The 19,200-nt window shown below is 68.5% G+C and carries 22 protein-coding genes; 18 read left to right on the top strand and 4 right to left on the bottom strand.

Annotation, left to right across the window (positions count from 1 at the left end):
* The first annotated feature begins 3 nt into the window (after positions 1-3).
* The 4 genes from ntrX to hflX all read left to right on the top strand — a co-directional run bounded on the left by ntrX (position 4) and on the right by hflX (position 4,066).
* On the top strand, positions 4-1,422 hold the full coding sequence (ntrX, locus tag GGQ87_RS13215) for a nitrogen assimilation response regulator NtrX (RefSeq protein WP_168048501.1): 1,419 nt from the start codon (positions 4-6) through the stop codon (positions 1,420-1,422).
* Positions 1,419-2,282, top strand: coding sequence for a D-amino-acid transaminase (locus GGQ87_RS13220; RefSeq protein ID WP_168048503.1), 864 nt, complete (start codon positions 1,419-1,421; stop codon positions 2,280-2,282). The genes ntrX and GGQ87_RS13220 overlap by 4 nt, the downstream gene beginning before the upstream one ends.
* 108 nt (positions 2,283-2,390) lie before the next feature.
* Positions 2,391-2,636: an RNA chaperone Hfq gene (gene hfq, locus GGQ87_RS13225; protein ID WP_168048505.1), complete on the top strand. Its 246-nt coding sequence runs from the start codon at positions 2,391-2,393 to the stop codon at positions 2,634-2,636.
* Between the two features lie 125 nt (positions 2,637-2,761).
* The gene (gene hflX, locus GGQ87_RS13230) at positions 2,762-4,066 is read left to right on the top strand and encodes a GTPase HflX (protein WP_168048507.1); all 1,305 of its coding nucleotides are present in this window, start codon (positions 2,762-2,764) and stop codon (positions 4,064-4,066) included.
* Between the two features lie 122 nt (positions 4,067-4,188).
* Here the strand turns inward: hflX and mazG are convergent, their stop codons facing one another.
* Entirely contained in the window at positions 4,189-4,947 is a 759-nt protein-coding gene (mazG, locus tag GGQ87_RS13235) for a nucleoside triphosphate pyrophosphohydrolase (protein ID WP_209282615.1), read from the bottom strand.
* Positions 4,948-4,973: 26 nt separating this feature from the next.
* On the bottom strand, positions 4,974-6,356 hold the full coding sequence (locus GGQ87_RS13240; protein ID WP_168048511.1) for an MFS transporter: 1,383 nt from the start codon (positions 6,354-6,356) through the stop codon (positions 4,974-4,976).
* A gap of 114 nt (positions 6,357-6,470) precedes the next feature.
* Here GGQ87_RS13240 and GGQ87_RS13245 point away from each other — a divergent pair, with 114 nt between their 5' ends.
* From GGQ87_RS13245 to ygiD, 4 genes are all read left to right on the top strand, one after another.
* On the top strand, positions 6,471-7,400 hold the full coding sequence (locus tag GGQ87_RS13245) for a D-alanyl-D-alanine carboxypeptidase family protein (protein WP_245161680.1): 930 nt from the start codon (positions 6,471-6,473) through the stop codon (positions 7,398-7,400).
* Positions 7,397-7,864, top strand: coding sequence for a hypothetical protein (locus GGQ87_RS13250; RefSeq protein ID WP_168048513.1), 468 nt, complete (start codon positions 7,397-7,399; stop codon positions 7,862-7,864). The genes GGQ87_RS13245 and GGQ87_RS13250 overlap by 4 nt, the downstream gene beginning before the upstream one ends.
* 88 nt (positions 7,865-7,952) lie before the next feature.
* Complete coding sequence (wrbA, locus tag GGQ87_RS13255) at positions 7,953-8,555, top strand: NAD(P)H:quinone oxidoreductase (protein WP_168048515.1); 603 nt, start codon at positions 7,953-7,955, stop codon at positions 8,553-8,555.
* Positions 8,552-9,310, top strand: a complete 759-nt coding sequence (gene ygiD, locus GGQ87_RS13260) for a 4,5-DOPA-extradiol-dioxygenase (RefSeq protein WP_168048517.1) — start codon at positions 8,552-8,554, stop codon at positions 9,308-9,310. The genes wrbA and ygiD overlap by 4 nt, the downstream gene beginning before the upstream one ends.
* Here the strand turns inward: ygiD and GGQ87_RS13265 are convergent.
* Together GGQ87_RS13265 and GGQ87_RS13270 are read right to left on the bottom strand one after the other, a co-directional pair.
* Complete coding sequence (locus GGQ87_RS13265; RefSeq protein ID WP_168048519.1) at positions 9,307-9,702, bottom strand: DoxX family protein; 396 nt, start codon at positions 9,700-9,702, stop codon at positions 9,307-9,309. The two genes, ygiD and GGQ87_RS13265, sit on opposite strands and share 4 nt — an antisense overlap.
* Positions 9,703-9,777: 75 nt before the next feature.
* Complete coding sequence (locus tag GGQ87_RS13270) at positions 9,778-11,331, bottom strand: AMP-binding protein (protein WP_245161602.1); 1,554 nt, start codon at positions 11,329-11,331, stop codon at positions 9,778-9,780.
* 166 nt (positions 11,332-11,497) lie between these two features.
* On the opposite strand from GGQ87_RS13270, the gene lipA reads away from it, so the two are divergent.
* The 10 genes from lipA to pdhA all read left to right on the top strand — a co-directional run bounded on the left by lipA (position 11,498) and on the right by pdhA (position 19,200).
* Positions 11,498-12,460, top strand: a complete 963-nt coding sequence (lipA, locus tag GGQ87_RS13275; RefSeq protein ID WP_168048523.1) for a lipoyl synthase — start codon at positions 11,498-11,500, stop codon at positions 12,458-12,460.
* Positions 12,461-12,467: 7 nt separating this feature from the next.
* Complete coding sequence (locus GGQ87_RS15485) at positions 12,468-12,923, top strand: type II toxin-antitoxin system RatA family toxin (RefSeq protein ID WP_168048525.1); 456 nt, start codon at positions 12,468-12,470, stop codon at positions 12,921-12,923.
* The gene (locus GGQ87_RS13285; RefSeq protein WP_168048527.1) at positions 12,920-14,032 is read left to right on the top strand and encodes an FAD-dependent oxidoreductase; all 1,113 of its coding nucleotides are present in this window, start codon (positions 12,920-12,922) and stop codon (positions 14,030-14,032) included. Before GGQ87_RS15485 ends, GGQ87_RS13285 begins: the two co-directional genes overlap by 4 nt.
* Complete coding sequence (locus tag GGQ87_RS13290; protein WP_168048529.1) at positions 14,025-14,555, top strand: GNAT family N-acetyltransferase; 531 nt, start codon at positions 14,025-14,027, stop codon at positions 14,553-14,555. Before GGQ87_RS13285 ends, GGQ87_RS13290 begins: the two co-directional genes overlap by 8 nt.
* A gap of 31 nt (positions 14,556-14,586) precedes the next feature.
* The gene (locus GGQ87_RS13295) at positions 14,587-15,102 is read left to right on the top strand and encodes a GNAT family N-acetyltransferase (protein WP_168048531.1); all 516 of its coding nucleotides are present in this window, start codon (positions 14,587-14,589) and stop codon (positions 15,100-15,102) included.
* Positions 15,103-15,216: 114 nt separating this feature from the next.
* Entirely contained in the window at positions 15,217-15,399 is a 183-nt protein-coding gene (gene rpmF, locus GGQ87_RS13300) for a 50S ribosomal protein L32 (protein WP_168048533.1), read from the top strand.
* Between the two features lie 125 nt (positions 15,400-15,524).
* The gene (locus GGQ87_RS13305; RefSeq protein WP_168048535.1) at positions 15,525-16,130 is read left to right on the top strand and encodes a DUF3558 domain-containing protein; all 606 of its coding nucleotides are present in this window, start codon (positions 15,525-15,527) and stop codon (positions 16,128-16,130) included.
* Between the two features lie 229 nt (positions 16,131-16,359).
* Positions 16,360-17,637 (top strand): phosphopyruvate hydratase, encoded by a 1,278-nt coding sequence (eno, locus tag GGQ87_RS13310; protein ID WP_168048537.1) that lies wholly within the window; start codon positions 16,360-16,362, stop codon positions 17,635-17,637.
* Positions 17,638-17,740: 103 nt separating this feature from the next.
* A complete protein-coding gene (locus GGQ87_RS13315) occupies positions 17,741-18,058 on the top strand; it encodes an FtsB family cell division protein (protein ID WP_168049276.1) in 318 nt (105 codons plus the stop codon).
* A 113-nt stretch (positions 18,059-18,171) separates the two neighbouring features.
* The gene (pdhA, locus tag GGQ87_RS13320) at positions 18,172-19,200 is read left to right on the top strand and encodes a pyruvate dehydrogenase (acetyl-transferring) E1 component subunit alpha (RefSeq protein ID WP_168048539.1); all 1,029 of its coding nucleotides are present in this window, start codon (positions 18,172-18,174) and stop codon (positions 19,198-19,200) included.

Here is a 19,200-nt window from a genome sequence, read left to right on the forward strand (position 1 = left end):
GATATGCGATCCACGGGAGCCGATATTCTGGTCGTCGACGACGAGGCCGACATCCGCGAGCTGGTCTCAGGCCTGCTCGAGGACGAGGGCCATGCCGTTCGGGTGGCGTCCAACTCCGACGAGGCCCTGGCCGCGATCCGGGCGCGCAAGCCGTCGCTGGCGCTGCTGGACATCTGGATGCAGGGCGGGGGCCTGGACGGACTGGAGCTGCTGGACGTCATCAAGGAGCTGGATCCCGACCTGCCCGTGGTGATGATCTCAGGCCACGGCAATATCGAGACGGCGGTCACGGCGCTTCAGCGCGGCGCCTATGATTTTATCGAAAAGCCCTTCAAATCCGACCGGTTGGTCGTGGTTGTTCAACGGGCGCTGGAAACATCGTCGCTGAAGCGCGAGAACCGGCGCCTGCGGGCGCAGGTGGCGGCTCCGACCGGCTTCATTGGCCGCTCGGCGGCGGCGCAGACCCTGCGCAGCACCATCGCCAAGGTCGCGCCGGCGAACAGCCGGGTCCTGATCTCGGGTCCCCCGGGCAGCGGCAAGGAGCTGGTCGCACGTCAAATCCACGAGGCCAGCGCCCGTGCGCGCGGCGAGTTCGTGGCCATCGCGGCGGCGGGCATGACGCCCGAGCGGCTGGACCTCGAACTGTTCGGCGAGGAAGGCCAGGACGGCCGCCCGAGCAAGATCGGCGTGTTCGAACGGGCGCATAACGGCACCCTCTATCTGGACGACGTCGGCGACATGCCGCGCGAGAGCCAGAGCCGCATCCTCCGCGTGCTGGTCGAGCAGCGCTTCCGCCGGGTCGGCGGCGAACAGGACGTGCAGGTCGATGTGCGCGTGGTCACCTCGACCTCGCGCGACCTGAAGCAGGAGATCACCGAAGGACGGTTCCGCGAAGACCTGTTCCACCGGCTGAACGTGGTGCCGATCCGGGTGCCGCCGCTGTCGGAGCGGCGCGAGGACATCCAGGAACTGGTCGACTATTTCATCGAGACCCTGGCCGTATCGCAGGGCCTGCCCCGGCGGCGGCTGGGCGACGACGCCATCGCCGTGCTGCAGGTCCATCCCTGGCCCGGCAACGTCCGTCAGCTGAGGAACAACGTCGAGCGGCTGCTGATCCTCGCCACGGGGGATCCGAACGATCCCATCGGCGCCGACGCCCTGCCGCAGGAGGCGACCAGCGCCGGTTCCAGCGGCTCGCTGGGCGCCGAGCGGATCATCGCCCTGCCGCTGCGCGAAGCCCGCGAGGTGTTCGAGCGCGAATATCTGGCGGCGCAGATCATGCGCTTCGGCGGCAACATCTCGCGCACCGCGGCCTTTATCGGCATGGAGCGGTCGGCCCTGCACCGGAAGCTCAAGTCGCTGGGCGTATCGCCGGCGCGCGGCGTGATCGACGACGAAGAAGAGGGGATCGTCGAGGCATGAGCCGCGTCGCCTACGTCAACGGAACCTACCGCCCGCATGGCGAGGCCACGGTCCATGTCGAGGATCGCGGGTTCCAGTTCGCCGACGGGGTCTATGAGGTCTGGTCGGTGTTCGAGGGGCGGCTGGCGGACTTCGACGGCCACATGACGCGGCTTCACCGCAGCCTGAACGAGCTCCGCATCCCGATCCCGATGACCCGCGAGGCGCTGGAGCGGGTGCTGAAGGAGACGGTGCGCCGCAACCGCGTGCGCGAGGGGCTGGTCTACATCCAGGTGACGCGCGGCACGGCGCGGCGGGATCATCCGTTCCCGGCCGAGGGCACGCCGCCCAGCGTGATCGTGACGGCGCGCACCCTGCCGCTGTCGAAGGGCAATACGGCGGCCGCGAAGGGCGTGGCCGTCATCACCCACCCGGATATCCGCTGGGGCCGTTGCGACATCAAGACCGTCGGCCTGCTGCCCAATGTGCTGGCCAAGCAGGCGGCGAAGGAACGCGGCGCGGCCGAGGCCTGGATGGTGGACGAGATGGGTCTGATCACCGAGGGCTCCTCGACCAACGCCTGGATCGTGGACGAGGCCGGCAAGCTGCGCACGCGCGATCCGCAGTCGAACATCCTGCACGGCATCACCCGCGCGGCCGTGCTGAAGATGGCGGCCGAGGAGGGGCTGGAGATCGAGGAGCGGGCCTTTTCAGTCGACGAGGCCAAGCGGGCGCGCGAGGCCTTCTACACCTCGGCCAGCGGCTTCGTGATGCCGGCGGTGTCGATCGACGGCGCGAAGATCGGCGACGGCAGGCCGGGCCCGGTCGCGACCCGCCTGCGCGAACTGTATCTCGATCAGGCCCGACGCGACGCCATCTAGACGTTGCGGCCTCGCGGGCGGGGTGGCTAAGGTGACGGACCGGGCGCTCGATCCGGTCCCGACCGCTCCCACGGCCGGCGCAACAATCAAGAACAGGCTGAACCTGCCATGTCGCAAGACAAGTCCAAGAACCTTCAGGACACGTTCCTCAACAGCGTCCGCAAGACCAAGACGCCGCTGACCATCTTCCTCGTCAACGGCGTGAAGCTGCAGGGCATCGTGACCTGGTTCGACAACTTCTGTGTGCTGCTGCGCCGCGATGGCCAGTCGCAGCTGGTCTACAAACACGCCATCTCGACGATCATGCCCTCGGCTCCGGTGCAGCTGTACGAGCCGGACGCCGACGAGGACTGAGCCGCTTCAAAACCGGGCGCGGCTCACTATCTCTGCACGATCCGGTCGACATCGGATCGAATGGCGAGTCCGGCGGTTGATCCTCCGGACGCCCGTTCCCGAACACGAAAGCGAACTTCCCACACTTGGCCAGCCAACTGATCGACCACGCCGTCCCGCTGATCCGGGCCCTCGTCATCCACCCCGACGGCCGCAGCGAGAGCTCGCGGGCCGCCGAAGAACGTCTGGAGGAGGCGGTCGGCCTCGCCCGGGCGCTGGACCTCGACGTGCGCGGCGAGGAAATCGTGCGGGTGCGCAAGCCCACGCCCGCGACCCTGTTCGGCTCCGGCAAGGTCGATGAACTGGCCGCTCTGGTCCGCGCCGCCGAGGCCGAGGCCGTGGTGGTCGACGACGATCTGTCGCCGGTGCAGCAGCGCAATCTGGAGAAGGCCTGGGAGTGCAAGGTCATCGACCGCACCGGCCTGATCCTCGAAATCTTCGGCCGCCGGGCGCGCACCAAGGAGGGCCGGCTACAGGTCGAACTGGCGCGGCTCGACTATGAGCGCTCGCGGCTGGTCCGGACCTGGACCCACCTCGAACGCCAGCGCGGCGGCACCGGCTCGACCGGCGGCCCAGGCGAAACCCAGATCGAACTCGACCGGCGTCTGATCGCCGACCGGATCGTCAAGCTGAAGGCCGAGTTGGAGGAGGTGCGCCGCACCCGCGGCCTGCACCGCAAACAGCGCCAGAAGGTCCCGTTCCCGACGGTGGCGCTGGTCGGCTACACCAATGCCGGCAAGTCGACGCTGTTCAACCGGCTGACGGGCTCCGAGGTCTTCGCCAAGGACCTGCTGTTCGCCACGCTCGACACCACCCAGCGCACCATCCGCCTGCCGCAGGGCCGGCCGGCCATCGTGGCCGACACCGTCGGCTTCATCTCCGACCTGCCGCACGAACTGGTCGAGAGCTTCCGCGCCACCCTGGAGGAGGTCGGCGAGGCCGACCTGATCCTGCACGTTCGCGACATCGCCTCCGCCGACAGCGAGGCCCAGCGCAAGGACGTCGAGGCGGTGCTGGAGCAGATCGAGACGCCGGAGGGCAAGGTCCGCCGGGTGCTGGAGGTCTGGAACAAGATCGACCTGCTGGACGCCGAGGCGCGCGAGGCGGTGCTCGGTCAGGCCGAGCGGCTGCGGGACCAGGGCAAGGCCGTGGCGGTCTCCGCCTGGACCGGGGAGGGGATCGAGCCCCTGCGGGAGACCATCGCGGGACTGATCGACGACGACCCGGAGACGGAGCTGACGCTCGATCCGTCACAGGGCGAGGCGCTGGCCTGGCTCTACGAAAACGGGCGGGTCACCGGCCGCGAGACGGACGACGAGGGCCGGATGCATGTGGTGGTCCGGCTGCACCCCGCGGCGCTGGGTCGGTTCGAGCGGCAGTTTGGCGCGTAGTCGCGCCGTCTCCTCCCCGTCAAAGACGGGGAGGGGGACCATGCGAAGCATGGTGGAGGGGTCAGCCAGTGCGCCGCTCAAGGGCGACCGCATCAGCCAGAAGGTTCGACCGGAAGTCGGCTCTACGACGCTCTTTCGCTCGCCTTCGCCGCGTCCCACAGACCGTCCATCTCGGCCAGATCGCTCTGCTCCGGCCCCCGCCCGTCCTTCGCCAATTCCGCCTCGATAAACCCGAACCGCCGCACGAATTTCGCGTTCGCCCCACGCAGCGCATCCTCCGGCTCGACCCCCAGTTTGCGCGCAAGGTTGGCGACCACGAACAACAGGTCGCCCATCTCGTCCCGCGCCTTGTCGAGGTCCCCGGCGGCGATCTCGGCGCGGAGCTCGGCCACTTCCTCGTGCAGCTTGTCGAAAACCTCGTCGGTCGAGGGCCAGTCGAAGCCCACCCGGGCCGCCCGCTTGGTCAGCTTGGCGGCGCGGGCCAGCGCCGGAAGACCGACCGGCACGTCGTCGAGCACGCCGTGCTGCGCCTTGGACTTGCGCTCCTCCGCCTTGATGTCCTCCCAGCGCGCCTTCTGGGCGGCCCCGTCAGGCTTCGCCGCCTCGTCGCCGAAGACGTGCGGATGGCGGCGTTCCAGCTTGTCGGCGATGGCGTTGGCGACGTCGTCGAAGACGAACAGCCCCTGTTCCTCGGCCATGCGGGCGTGGAAAACGACCTGGAACAGCAGGTCGCCCAGTTCCGACCTGAGCTCGTCCATGTCGCCCCGCTCGATGGCGTCGGCGACTTCATAGGCCTCCTCCAGCGTATAGGGCGCGATGGTGGCGAAGGTCTGCTCCACGTCCCACGGACAGCCTCCGACGGGATCACGCAGCTTCGCCATGATGGCGTTGAGGCGGTCGATGGGCGTCACGCCGGTTCGGCCTCGGCAGGCACGGCGGCGGTCTCGGCGTCGCGCGCCTCCAGAGCGGCCCGGACCTCCTTCTGGCGAGCCTCGTCGATGGGGAAGCGGCGGATGATCATCGAACTGGCCATCAGCATCGCGATGGGCAGGATCACGAACAGTCCGCTGAGGGTGTTCAGCGCCATGGGCGTGTTCACCGCGCCGGTCGCCTGCTGGAACCCGACCCAGGCCAGCGGCAGAAGCACGACGGTCGACAGGGCGGTCCCCAGCTTGTTGGTGAGGGTCATCAGGGCGAACAGCATGGCCGATCGGTCCTCGCCGCTCTCCAGCCGCTCCTCGTCGCCGATGTCGGCCATCATGGCGCGGATCAGGATCTGGCCGGCGGGGAAGGGCAGGCCGACCAGCAGCATGCTGGCGACGGCCAGCGGGAACGAGCCGACCGGCGCGGCCCAGACGCCGAGATAGGCCGCCGCGTAGACCAGTCCGGCCACCGCCAGCGCCCGGTGCTTGCCCAGCCGCAGCGCCGCCCAGCTCCACAGCGGCGAGCCCACAAGACCGGCGGCGAAATAGGCGAAGATCAGGATGTTGGCCTGACCGCCGTCCATGCCCTTGACCGAGGTGAAGTAGAACAGGGCCAGGGCGCCGGTGATCCCGGGCGCGAGCCCGTACAGCAGATCGGTCAGCATCAGCCGCCGGATCGAGGCCAGTTTGAAGAAGGCGAAATAGTCCTTGAGGGTCGCGTGGCATTCCCCGACCACCCGCGGCTCCGGGACGAATTTCACCGCCGCCGCGATGGTCACAGGCAGCAGGACGATGATGAACAGGCCCATGGCGGCGACGCCTTCGGCCTCCGTCCCGCCCCTTGCGGCCACGATGACGGGCAGCAGCAGGACCAGCAGGATGCCGACGACATTGCCGAACTGCCACCAGCCATAGACGCGGCTGCGTTCGTTGTAGTTCGACGACAGCACGGCGGCCCAGGAGGTCTGGGCCAGAACGACGACCGAAAACGCGACGTAGATGCCGACCAGGCAGACGGCGAGCAGCGGCAGGCCCGCGCCCGGCGGCGGCATGAAGCAGAGCCAGGTCGCGATCATCAGCATCAGTCCGCCGCCCATGATCCACGGCTTGAAGCGGCCGATCCGGGTCCGGGTCTTGTCGATCCACATGCCGATGAAGGGATCGGCGCCGATGTCGAGGATCCGCGCGATGAAGAAGATGGCCGTGATCGAGGCGAGCGGAAGTTCGAGGCTGCGCGCGAAGAAGGTCGGCAGGTGAACGATCAGAGGCAGGCCCAGCGCCGCGAACGGCAGCGACGGCCCCGCGAAGGCGGCGAGCACCGCGTTGCTGCGGCGGGGCGCGGAAAGAGCGGGGGCGGCGTCGGTCATGCGGGCGTCCGGCGATCCGGCCGTGAGTCGACCGTGGCTTCACCATGCCGATTTTGCGGGCGGTGCGCGAGCCGCACGAGCCGCCATCCGCGCGTCAGGCGAAGGGCCTTGCCGATGACACACGGCTGGGGCCACCATCGGGCGATGTTCAGGCGCGCCGCCCTTACCCTGCTGGCCGTTCTGCCCTTGCTGCTCGCGGCGGGGGCGGGGCAGGCGCGCGCCCAGAACCGCTCCGGCGCGGCCGAGGTCTGCGACGTGGGCGCGACCGAATGGGGCGCCCCGGCGCTCGCCAACGCCATCTCCCACTATTCGCTGGAATGGACCCCCTTCGGTCCGACCGAATGGGGCTGGGAGACCTATCTGCCGCTGATCCAGAAGGAACTCGGCACCGACTGCGCGCCCGGATCGCCGGTGTTCGCCAAGGCGCTGGCCGAGTTCCAGTACGCCCATGCCCTGCCGCCGACGGGCTGGTTCGATCAGGCGACATTCCAGACCTTTCGTGGCGTCTGGCAGGAGCGGCGGCCCTTCATCATGGCTCGCGTGCGCGAGGAGCCATGCCCCGAGCCGCCGCCGCTGTACCAACTCGGCTATCTGGTCGAGTCGGAGGAGCACGCCGACCGCCTGACCCGGCTGCTGCGCCGTGACGTGCTGGAGGCCTATCGTCGGCTGGTGGCCGCGGCCCGCGCCGAAGTGCCGGAGGTGGCGGAAAATCCGGAGCTGCTGCAGATTTTCTCGGGCTTCCGCGATCCGGAGGCCGACGCCGCCCGCTGCGCCGCCCAGGGCAATTGCGACGGCCTGCGCCGCGCCGTCTGCTCGCCGCACCGCACGGGGACGGCTGTGGACCTGTACGTCGGTCAGGCGCCCGGCCTGGGCGTCGACAACACCTCGCCCGCCAGCCGGCTGCACATGACCCGGAGCGACACCTACCGCTGGCTGGTGCGCAACGCCGGACGCTTCGGCTTCGTGCCCTATGTCTATGAGCCGTGGCACTGGGAGTGGGTCAGCCCCACCGGCGGCTATGCGGCGGCCGCGGCGGCCCCGTGATCCGGCCGCTGACGCCCGGCGAGCGCGGCCTCGCGGAGGAGGCCTTCGGAGACGCCCTGCGCCTCGACGCCATCCGCTTCCTGCCCTCGCCCTGGCCGTTCGACCGCGCCTTCGTGCCGGGCCGCTGGTTCGGGCGCGAATGGATCGTCTGGCCGCGACGAACGCTGCCCTCCGACGTCGCCGATGCGCCGCTGCGGACACAGGCCGTCTTGGTCCACGAACTCACCCATGTCTGGCAGGCGCAGCAGGGTGTGAACCTGCTGACCGGCAAGCTCCGCGCCGGCGACAAGCCGGCCTCCTACGAATACCCGGTCGGCATGGACTGCGACTGGGGCGGGCTGAACATCGAGCAGCAGGCCATGGTGGTCGAACACCGCTTCCGGCTGCTGCACGGGGAGGCGGCGCCGGCCCCGGCGGACTTCTACGACCGCGTTTGTCCTCTGGGACCCAGGATCAAAACCTGACCGTCGCGACTTGACCGCCGGCCAGCGGACCCCATATCCGCTACACACGCTGTTGCTAATCGCAACCTCATCCAGCGGAGAGTCCCCGATGCCCAAGATCCTCGTCCTGTATCATTCGACCTACGGCCATATCGAAGCGATGGCCCGTGCTGTCGCCCAAGGCGTGCGGGAGGTCGAGGGCGCGACCGCCGACATCAAACGGGTTCCGGAGCTGGTGCCCGAGGAACTGGCGCGGCAGAGCGGCTACAAGCTGGATCAGGCGGCGCCGATCGCGGCCGTCGACGATCTGGCCGGCTATGACGCCATCATCGTCGGGGCAGGCACGCGCTACGGCACGGCCGCCTCCCAGATGCGAAACTTCCTCGACCAGACCGGCGGCCTGTGGGCGCGGGGCGCGCTGGTCGGCAAGGTCGGCTCGGCCTTCTCCTCGACCGCGACCCAGCACGGCGGGCAGGAGACGACCCTGATCGGCCTGATCCAGACCCTGCTGCATCACGGCATGGTCGTCGCCGGCCTGCCCTATGCCTGGGCCGGGCAGCAGCGAATGGACGAGATCACCGGCGGTTCGCCCTATGGCGCGACCACCATCACCGGCGGCGACGGCTCACGCATGCCCAGCGACAACGAACTGGAAGGCGCCCGCTGGCAGGGTCGCTACGTCGCCGAAACGGCGAAGAAGTTGTTCGGATGAACCGCCAGCCCGCCGTCTTCTTCGGCCATGGATCGCCCATGAACGCACTCGGCGGGCCGTACGCCGAAGCGTGGGGCGAACTCGGCCGCGCGCTCGGCAAGCCGAAGGGCGTGGTCATGGTCTCGGCCCACTGGGAAACCGAAGGGCTGGGTGTGACGGCGCAGCCGAAGCCTGAAACCATCCATGATTTCGGCAACTTCCCGGCGGAACTGCACGCGATGCAGTATCCTGCGCCGGGATCTCCAGATCTGGCCGCGCGGGTCTCGGCCCTGACCGGGGCGACCCCCACGCACCAGTGGGGACTGGATCATGGGACCTGGTCGGTGCTGGCGCATGTCTGGCCCGAAGCGGACGTGCCGATCGTTCAGCTGTCGCTCGACCGGCGGCTCGACGCGCACGATCATTTCGATCTGGCCCGCAAGCTGGCGGCCCTCCGCGACGAGGGTGTCGTGATCGCCGGCTCGGGCGACTTCGTGCACAATCTGCGCACCTGGAAGCGGGCGGGCGGTGAGCCCTACGCCTGGGCCAGCCAGTTCAACGAGGCGGTCAAGGCGGCGCTGGTGCGTGGCGACGACGCGGCGCTGATCGACTGGGTCGGTCTGGCCGAGGACGCGCAGATGAGCGTTCCCACCGACGAGCATTTCCTGCCGCTGCTGTACGTCGCCGCCCAGCGCCTGCCGGGTGACGACGTCAGCTTCTTCAACGACGTCATCGAGGGCGGTTCGATCTCGATGACGGGCGTCCGGATCGGCTAGACCCTCTTGCGGATCGCCGCGTCGACGCTCCACGGTCCCGGGCCGGCGGCGACGAAGTACAGGAAGACGAAGCAGTACAGGACGATGGTCTCACCCCCGTTCAGGAACGGGATCGGTCCCTGCACTCCATGCACCGCCCAATAGCCGACGGCGCAGAAGCCGGCGGCGAGGAAGGCGACGGGACGGGTGAACAGGCCAAGCAGGAAGAGCGTGCCGAGCACCAGCTCGATCGGACCTGAGAGGCCCGCCAGGCTCAGGCCGGGCGGCGGCAGGCCGTCCATTGCGGGGAAGCCCAGCACCTTGGCCGTGCCATGGCAGACGAACAGAAGGCCGGTGACGATGCGCAGAAGGCTGAGCAACTGCGGCTGGTAGGCGGAAAACCTGTCGAACATGGGTCCCTCCCTTTGTGGGAAGGCCAGTCTGAAACGGAGTCGGTTCCAGTTACAAGAATATGTCCGCCAGCGAACTCAGGCCGCCTTGTCCAGCTCCACCATCTGCTGGATGGCGACGTAGTCGGTCTTGCCCGTGCCGAGCACCGGCACTTCTCCGACCCGCATGATCTTCTTGGGCACGGCCAGTTCCGGGGCGCCGTGGCTGCGGGCCCATTCGGCCAGCCGGGACACGTCGGCGTCCTTGCGGTCCGTGACCAGAACCAGCTTCTCGCCCTTGCGGCTGTCGGGGATGGACACCACCGCGTGGCGGGCTTCGGGCCAGACCGCGCTGGCCAGCCCCTCGACCGCCGTCAGAGACACCATCTCGCCGCCGATCTTGGCGAAGCGCTTCACCCGCCCGAGAATGGACACATAGCCCTCGTCGTCGACATCGACGATGTCGCCCGTGTCATGCCAGCCATCGACCAAGGGCTCGATGGCGAGCGGATCGTCGGCGGACAGATAGCCCTCCATGACGTTCGGGCCGCGCAGATACAGGCGTCCGCCCTCGTCGATCCCGTCCACCCGGTCGAGCCGCCACTCCATGCCGGGCAGTATCTGGCCGACGGTGCCCGGCCGGTTGCGGTCGGGATGGTTCACCGCCACCACGGGCGCCGCCTCGGTGGCGCCGTAGCCCTCGAGCAGCTTCAGGCCGTGGAAGCGGGTGTTGAACAGATGGTGCGTCTCGTCCCGCACCCTCTCGGCCCCGGCTACCACGAACTCCAGCGTCGAGAAGTCGTCGGGCCCGGCGACCCGGGCGTACTGGTTCAGGAAGGTGTCGGTGGCGAACAGGATCGAGGCCTTCACCTGCGGCAGCAGTTCGACGATCTGTTTGGCGTGCAGCGGGGAGGGATACTGGAACGCCTTCATCCCCTGCAGCAGCGGCAGCAGCACGCCGCCGGTCAGGCCGAAACAGTGGAAGGTCGGCAGCGGGTTGAACATCACCCACTCGGGCTTCAGCTCGATGTGCTGGGCGACCTGGCGGCAATTGGCGACCAGGTTCCACTGGCTCAGCACCACGCCCTTGGGCGCGCCGAAGCTGCCGGATGTGAACAGCACCACGCCGGGCGCGGACGGCTCCGTCTTCGTCCGGAACCGCTTCGGCATCATGCCGGCCATCAGCCCATAGAGCTTGTCGGGCAGGCCGATCGTCTTGCGCACGTCGTCGAGCCAGACGACCTCGGCCACGCTCTCGATGTGACCGATCAGTTCCTCCAGCTTGGCCTGCTGGATGAAGCGTTTGGCGGTCAGGACCTTGCGCACGCCGGCGGCCAGAAGCGCCGCCTTCACATTGCGCTCGCCCGACGTGAAGTTGAGCATCACCGGAATGCGGCCGTGGGCGTGAAGGCCGTAGAAGGTCACCACCACGCCCATGCTGGACGGCAGCAGGACGCCCACGCGTTCCGACATTTCGGTCAGCCCGGCGATCTTGCGGCCCAGCACGAAGGCCGCGCGGATCAGGCCGGTGTAGGTGAGGGGCTTCCGGTCCTGGTCCTCCAGGATTTCCTTGTCGCCGTATTTGTCGCGGGCCGCGAGCAGGGCGTCGAAGATGGTTTCCTCAACGGCCTTGGGGTCCAGGGGTACGCGCAAAGACAGCCTCCGTGGCGCGTTGGCCGCGCCTTGTCCTGCCGGCAAACTAGAGCGCGGCGGTGACATTGAAAAGATACGTTACCTTGCGTGAGCTTCGGCGTCGCCTTGCCTTCGCCACCCGGAAGGACGACATAGCGGTTTCGCACCGCCCGGAGCCCGCGCCGCCTTGGTCACGCTGATCGACACCCTGACGAAGACCCCCGCGGAACTGCGTCACCCCGAAAAGCAGAACCGGCCCGAGTCCGTCGTGCTGAAGAAGCCCGACTGGCTGCGCGTCAAGGCGCCGGGGTCCGGCCAGTACAACGCCACCCGCGCGATCGTGAAGGAGAAGGGTCTCCACACGGTCTGCGAGGAGGCCGCCTGCCCGAACATCGGCGAGTGCTGGAGCCAGAAGCACGCCACCCTGATGATCATGGGCGACACCTGCACGCGGGCCTGCGCCTTCTGCAACGTCAAGACGGGCCTGCCCCAGCCGCTCGACCCGGAAGAGCCCGGCAAGGTCGGCCTGGCCGTGCAGCAGATGGGGCTGAACCACGTCGTCATCACCAGCGTCGACCGGGATGACGTCTCCGACGGCGGCGCCGCCCACTTCGCCGAGGTCGTCCGCCAGATCCGCCTGCAGGCGCCGGGCACCACCATCGAGATCCTGACGCCCGACTTCCTGCGCAAGGACGGCGCGGCCGAGGTGATGATCGACGCCACCCCGGACGTGTTCAACCACAACCTCGAAACCGTGCCGCGGCTGTATCTGAAGATCCGGCCGGGCGCCCGCTACTTCCACTCGCTGCGCCTGCTGCAGATGGTCAAGGAGCGCGACCCCAACCAGTTCACCAAGTCCGGCATCATGGTCGGCCTCGGCGAGACCAAGGAGGAGGTCATGCAGGTGATGGACGACATGCGGTCCGCCGGCGTCGACTTCATCACCATCGGCCAATACCTGCAGCCGACTCGCAAGCACGCAGCCATCGAGCGCTTCGTGACGCCGGAAGAGTTCAAGGCCTATGAGGCGATCGCCCGGGCCAAGGGCTTCCTGATGGTGTCCTCGTCGCCACTGACCCGCTCGTCGCACCACGCCGGCGAGGACTTCGCCCGCCTCCGGGCCGCGCGTCTGGCGCAGACCGGCCGCTGAGCCGCCCTTGGCCGTCCACCGCGTCACGAAAATCCTGCCCTACCAGCCCGACCAGCTCGCGGCGCTGGTCGCCGACGTGGGCGCCTACCCGGACTTCGTGCCCTGGGTGTCGTCCATGCGCGTCTGGGGCCTTCGCGAGGAAGCGCCGGGCGTGACGCTCGTCGACGCAGAGGCCGGGGTCGGCTTCTCCTTCCTCAAGGAGCGGTTCTCGACCTGGGTCCGGCACGATCGCAACGCACCCAAGGTCGAGGTCGGCCTGCTGCGCGGCCCCTTCCATCATCTGCGGAACCGCTGGGAGTTCTTCCCGGACCCGCAGGGCACACGGGTCGAGTTCATGATCGACTTCGCCTTCAAGTCGCGGCTGCTCGACATGATGCTTCAGGCCAATTTCGACCGGGCGGTCAGCAAGCTGATGGGGTGTTTCGAGGCCCGCGCGGCGCATCTGTACGGACCGAAAGCGTGAGCTTCGACTTCGACGCCGTCGTCGTCGGTGCCGGCGCGGTCGGCCTCGCCTGCGGGCGCGCGCTGGCGAAACGCGGCCTTTCGGTACTGGTGCTCGAGAAGGAGCCGCTCATCGGCCAGGGCGTGTCCTCGCGCAACAGCGAGGTCATCCACGGCGGCCTCTACTATCCGACCGGCTCGCTGAAGGCGCGGTTCTGCGTTCAGGGGCGCCGGCTGCTGTATGCCTTCCTCGACAGCCACAAGGTCGACTACCGCCGCTGCGGCAAACTGGTGGTCGCGACGGAGGAGGCCGAGGTCGCCCGCATCGAAACCATCTTCGAACTGGCCACCGCCAACGAGGTCGAAGGGCTGGAGCATCTGACCGGCGCCCAGGCGCGGGCGCTGGAGCCGGGACTGAACGCCCACGCCGCCATCCTGTCGCCCGAAAGCGGGGTGTTCGACAGCCACGGCTACATGCTGGCCCTGCAGGGCGAGATCGAGGACGCCGGCGGCTCGGTCGTCGTCTCCACGCCCTTCGAAGGCGCTGAGCCGCTGCCGGGCGGCGGGTTCAGCGTCACGGCGGGCGGGGAGGGCGGCGCGACCCTTACCACCCGGCTGCTGATCACCGCCCCGGGTCTCGGCGCCCAGGACGTCGCCGGTCGCATCGCCGGCTATCCGGCCGACCACATCCCGGCCGCGCATTTCGGCAAGGGCGTCTATTTCCGCCTGACCGGCAAGGCGCCGTTCGAGCGGCTTATCTATCCGCCGCCCATCCCGGGGGCGCTGGGCACCCACTATCGCAAGGACCTCGGCGGTCAGGCGGTGTTCGGCCCCGACCTCGTCTATGTCGATGGCGAGGACTATTCCGTCGACGCCGCCAAGGCAGTGGAGTTCGAGCGCTATATCCGCCGCTTCTGGCCGGACCTGCCGGACGGGGCGCTGACGCCGGACTACGCCGGCATCCGGCCCAAGCTGCACGGACCGGGCGAACCCCAGCCGGACTTCCAGCTCCGCGGCCGGGACGACCACGGCATCGACGGCCTCGTCGCCCTGTTCGGCATCGAGAGCCCCGGCCTGACCAGCTCGCTGGTCATCGGCGAGGCGGTGGCGGGGATCCTGCACCTTGACTGATATCGTCATCCGCGACGCGGCGGCGGCCGATATCCCGGCCCTCCATCGCCTGATCGAGAGCGCTTACCGCGGCGAGGCGTCCCGCGCCGGCTGGACGACGGAAGCCGACCTGCTGGACGGCCAGCGCACCGATCCCGAAGACCTCGCCGACATCCTCGCCGACCCGGCGCAGGCCCTGCTGACCGCGTGGCGGGACAACGAACTGGTGGGCTGCATCCTGATTGCCGACCGAGGCGCGGCGACCGGCTATTTCGGCATGCTGTCGGTCAGCCCGACGCTTCAGGCCGGCGGTCTGGGCCGAATGCTCGTGGAGGCCGGTCATGACGCGCTGCGCGAGCGATTCGGCGCGCTCCGGGTGCGCATCTCCGTCTTTCCGCAGCGGGAGACGCTGATGGCTTGGTACCAGAGGCTCGGCTACGGCCCGACCGGCGAGACCCTGCCGTTCCCCTACGGCAATCCACGGTTCGGTCTGCCGCTGCGGGACGACCTTCATTTCGTAGTCATGGAACGCGAACTGGCTTGACCGTGCCGTCCGCGAGCCGCACTCGCTGGGCATGGAGATCGTCACCGCCCGGCTGAAGCTCAGGACCGCCCGCGAGGGTGATATCGGCGCCATGCATGCCGTGCTGTCGGACCCTCGCGCCACCCGCTGGTGGTCGACGCCACCGCACGACAGCCTCGATCAGACGCGGGAGTGGCTCGCCGGCATGATCGCCAACGGAGCCGACAACCCCGACTTCGTCATCGAGCGCGACGGCGTCGTGATCGGCAAGGCGGGGTTCTGGCGGCTGCCCGAGGTCGGCTACATCCTGCATCCGGACCATTGGGGGCGGGGGCTGGCGGGCGAGGCGGTAGGCGCGGCGATCGATCATGTCTTCGCCACGCGCGACCTCGACGCCCTGACCGCCGACGTCGATCCGGACAACGCCGCATCGATTCGCCTGCTTGAGCGGCTCGGCTGGATCAGAACCGGGTTCGCGGAGCGCACATGGCATGTCGGCGGAGAGTGGAAGGACAGCCTGTACTATGGGCTTTCGCGGGCGGGCTGGACCGCGCGTCTGCAGACTTGAACTCCCCGGCGGGTTCAGGCATAAGCCCGCGCTCGCGTGGCGGCTCTTTCGAGGGCCGCCGCAGTTGTTTTCGCGCTTTCCACAGCGCCCGACCTTAAGAAGATTGAGACGGACATGGCCGTTCCGAAGCGCAAAGTATCGCCCTCGCGTCGCAACATGCGCCGCGCCCACGACGCCCTGGGCACGAACGCCTACACCGAGGACAAGGACACGGGCGAGCTGCGCCGCTCGCACCACATCGACCTCAAGACCGGCACCTATCGCGGCCGTCAGGTTCTGACGCCGAAGGAAGACTAGGTCTTTCGACCGGGTCCGGGCCCCAGGATCTCATTCCGGGCCCGACGAAGCATTTACGGCGCGCGAGTAGCCTCGCGCGCCGTTTTCGTGCCTTGTGTCCAGCTATCGCAACGCTGGAGACGTCCATGATCCGCCTTGTCGCCCTTTCCTCGGTCGCCGTCCTGTCGCTCGCCGCCTGCGGCGCGCCTCCGTCAGAGCCGGCCGACGCGCCGACGCCGCCGGCGACCGAAACGCCCTCCGGGCCCGCCACGCCCGCCCCCGGACCCGACCGGCTGACGGCCCAGGGCTTCGGTCCGCTGCGCATCGGCATGACACGGGCCGAGGTGGAGACCGCCCTCGGCGCCGACTCCAATCCTGAGGCGGTCGGCGGCCCGGATCCGGCGTCTTGCGACATGTTCCATCCCGCCCGCGCGCCCGACGGCCTGCTGGTCATGGTCGAGCAGGGCGTCCTCACCAGCATCTGGGTCAGCCGCAACACCGCCATCGAGACCGATCGCGGCTTGAGCATCGGCGATCCGGCCGCCGAGGTGAAACGCGTCTATGGCCCCGGGGCCGAGGTCACGCCGCACAAATACGTCGGGGCGCCCGCCGAATACGTCACCGTCTGGTCGACGACGGATCACCAGAGCGCGGCGGCGCGGGGTCTGAAGTACGAGATCGGCGAGGACGGCAAGGTCGGATCGATCGCCGGCGGCGGGCCCAGCATCGAATACGTCGAGGGCTGCGCCTAGGCGGGCTTACGTCCGCTTCTGACGGAGCGGCGGGGTAGACTGGCGTTATGACCCCGCCGCCCGTCCATCTTCGCCCCCTCCGCCAGCGGCCCGAATTGGCCGGAGTGGCCGAAGTGGCCGGTGTTTTTCGCGGCCACTCCGGCCATGAGCAGCGCCACGCCTTCCTTGCCCCCGCGGCCCTGGGCGGGCTAAACGCGGGCGACCCATCGCCCCGCACAAGAGCCGATCCATGACCGACATCGCTGACATCGCCGCCCGCCAGATCCTCGACAGCCGCGGCAATCCGACGGTTGAGGTCGACGTGATCCTGGACGACGGCAGCTTCGGCCGCGCCGCGGTGCCCTCGGGCGCCTCGACGGGCGCGCACGAAGCCGTCGAGCTGCGCGACGGCGACAAGGACCTGTGGGGCGGCAAGGGCGTCGGCAAAGCCGTTGACGCGGTCAACGGCGAGATCTTCGACGCCCTCAGCGGCATGGATGCCGAAGACCAGCGCCGCATCGACGAGGCCCTGATCGGCCTCGACGGCACGGCCAACAAGGGACGCCTGGGCGCCAACGCGATCCTCGGCGTCAGCCTGGCCTGCGCCAAGGCCAGCGCCATCTCGTCGGGACTGCCGCTGCACCGCTATCTCGGCGGCGTCTCGGCCCGCATCCTGCCCACCCCGATGATGAACATCATCAACGGCGGGGCCCATGCCGACAATCCGATCGACATCCAGGAGTTCATGATCCTGCCCACGGGCGCGGACAGCTTCTCGGAGGCCTTGCGCATGGGCGCCGAGATCTTCCACGCGCTGAAGAAGCAGCTGAAGGACGCCGGCCACAACACCAACGTCGGCGACGAGGGCGGCTTCGCCCCGAACCTGGCCTCGGCCGAGGAGGCGCTGAGCTTCATCACCCGGGCCGGTCAGGCGGCGGGCTATCTCGCGGGCGAGGACTTCCACCTCGGCCTCGACGTGGCGGCGACGGAATTCTTCAAGGACGGCAAATACGTCATGGCCGGGGAGGGCAAGACGCTCGAGGCCGACGCCATGGTCGGCTACCTCGCCGACCTGTGCGAACGCTTCCCGATCGTCTCCATCGAGGACGGCTGCGCCGAGGACGATTTCGACGGCTGGAAGCTGCTGACCGACCGTCTGGGCGACCGTATCCAGATCGTGGGCGACGACCTGTTCGTCACCAACCCGGCCCGTCTGGCCGCCGGCATCGGCGAGGGGCTGGCCAACTCGATCCTGATTAAGGTCAACCAGATCGGCACCTTGTCCGAAACTCTTGACGCGGTGGATATGGCGCATCGCGCCGGCTACACCGCCGTGATGAGCCACCGTTCTGGCGAGACCGAGGACTCGACCATCGCCGACCTCGCGGTCGCCACCAACTGCGGGCAGATCAAGACCGGCTCGCTCGCCCGTTCGGATCGCACGGCCAAATACAACCAGCTGCTCCGCATCGAGGAGATGCTGGGCGACCAGGGCGCCTACTACGGCGACGGCATGCTGCTGAAATAGGTTCAGCCGCCACGGCCAAGCTACGGTTCGTTAGGCATTTTCGGTCAGACTCTGTTGATCGTGAGTCCACGCTCAGAAGGAGCGTCCGTCAGTGCCCGAGCGGATGAAGCCGTATTTCCCGTCAGCCATGCTGCTGCTGCTGATCGCCTACCTCGGCGTTCAGGCCCTGACCGGCCAGCGCGGCCTGCTGAGCGGCGGCGAGCGCGACGCCATGCTGACCCGCCGCGAAGCCCAGCTGGCGGGCATTCTCGAACAGCGCCGCGATCTCGAAATCCGCGTCCGCTATCTGCGCACCGACAGCCTGTCGCGGGACCTGCTGGAAGAGCGGGCCCGGGCCGTGCTGGGTTTCGCAGACCCGCGCGACTATGTGGTGCGCGTCTCCGCGCCGCCTGCGGCTGAAGGCCCCACGCCGAGGGCGTGAACTTTCGTTACATCCCCGTGAGGCGGCTTTGCCTTTCGGGAACGAAGGCTGCTAAAGCCCCTTTCCGTAACGACAAGAGGCCTCGGAACCGCGGCCCAGCCGGGAGATGACGGATGGCGAAAGCCCCCGCCGCCAAAGCTGATTCCAGCAAGGCGACCAAACTGCCCAATACGCCGACGGCCTCGAAAGAGGACCTGCTGCGCTTCTACCGCGAAATGGTGCTGATCCGCCGCTTCGAGGAGCGCGCGGGCCAGCTGTACGGCATGGGTCTGATCGGCGGCTTCTGCCACCTCTACATCGGTCAGGAAGCCGTCGCCGTCGGCGTTCAGGAGAGCGTCCGTCAGGGTCACGACAAGATCATCACCGGCTACCGCGACCACGGCCACATGCTGTGCGCCGGCATGGACCCCAAAGAGGTCATGGCGGAGCTGACCGGCCGCATCGGCGGCTCGTCCAAGGGCAAGGGCGGCTCGATGCACATGTTCGACACCGCCACCGGCTTCTACGGCGGCCACGGCATCGTCGGGGCGCAGGTCGCGCTCGGCACCGGACTGGCCTTCGCGGGGCGCTACCGCGGCGATGACTCGGTCGCCTTCATCTATTTCGGCGACGGGGCGGCGAACCAGGGCCAGGTCTACGAGAGCTTCAACATGGCCCAACTGTGGAAGCTGCCGGCCATCTACATCATCGAGAACAACCAGTACGCCATGGGCACGAGCATCGAACGCTCGTCGTCCACGACCCAGCTCAGCGAGCGCGGCGCCAGTTTCGGCATCCCCGGCGAGCAGGTCGACGGCATGGACGTGCTGGCGGTCCGTGACGCCGTGGCCCGCGCCGTCAAGCGCGCCCGCGAAGGCGGCGGCCCCTTCATCCTCGAGATGAAGACCTACCGCTACCGCGGCCACTCCATGTCGGACCCCGCCAAATACCGCACCAAGGAAGAGGTCGACCAGGTCAAGACGACCCGCGATCCGATCGATCACATCAAGACCCTGCTGGCCGCCGCCAAGGCGACCGAGGACGAACTCAAGGCCATCGACAACGAGGTGAAAGCCATCGTCGCCGAGGCCGTCCAGTTCGCCCAGGAAAGCCCGGAGCCGGAGCCGTCCGAGCTCTACACCGACGTCTACGTGGAGGCCTGA

This window comes from Brevundimonas alba (assembly GCF_011927945.1).
Lineage (GTDB): Bacteria > Pseudomonadota > Alphaproteobacteria > Caulobacterales > Caulobacteraceae > Brevundimonas > Brevundimonas alba.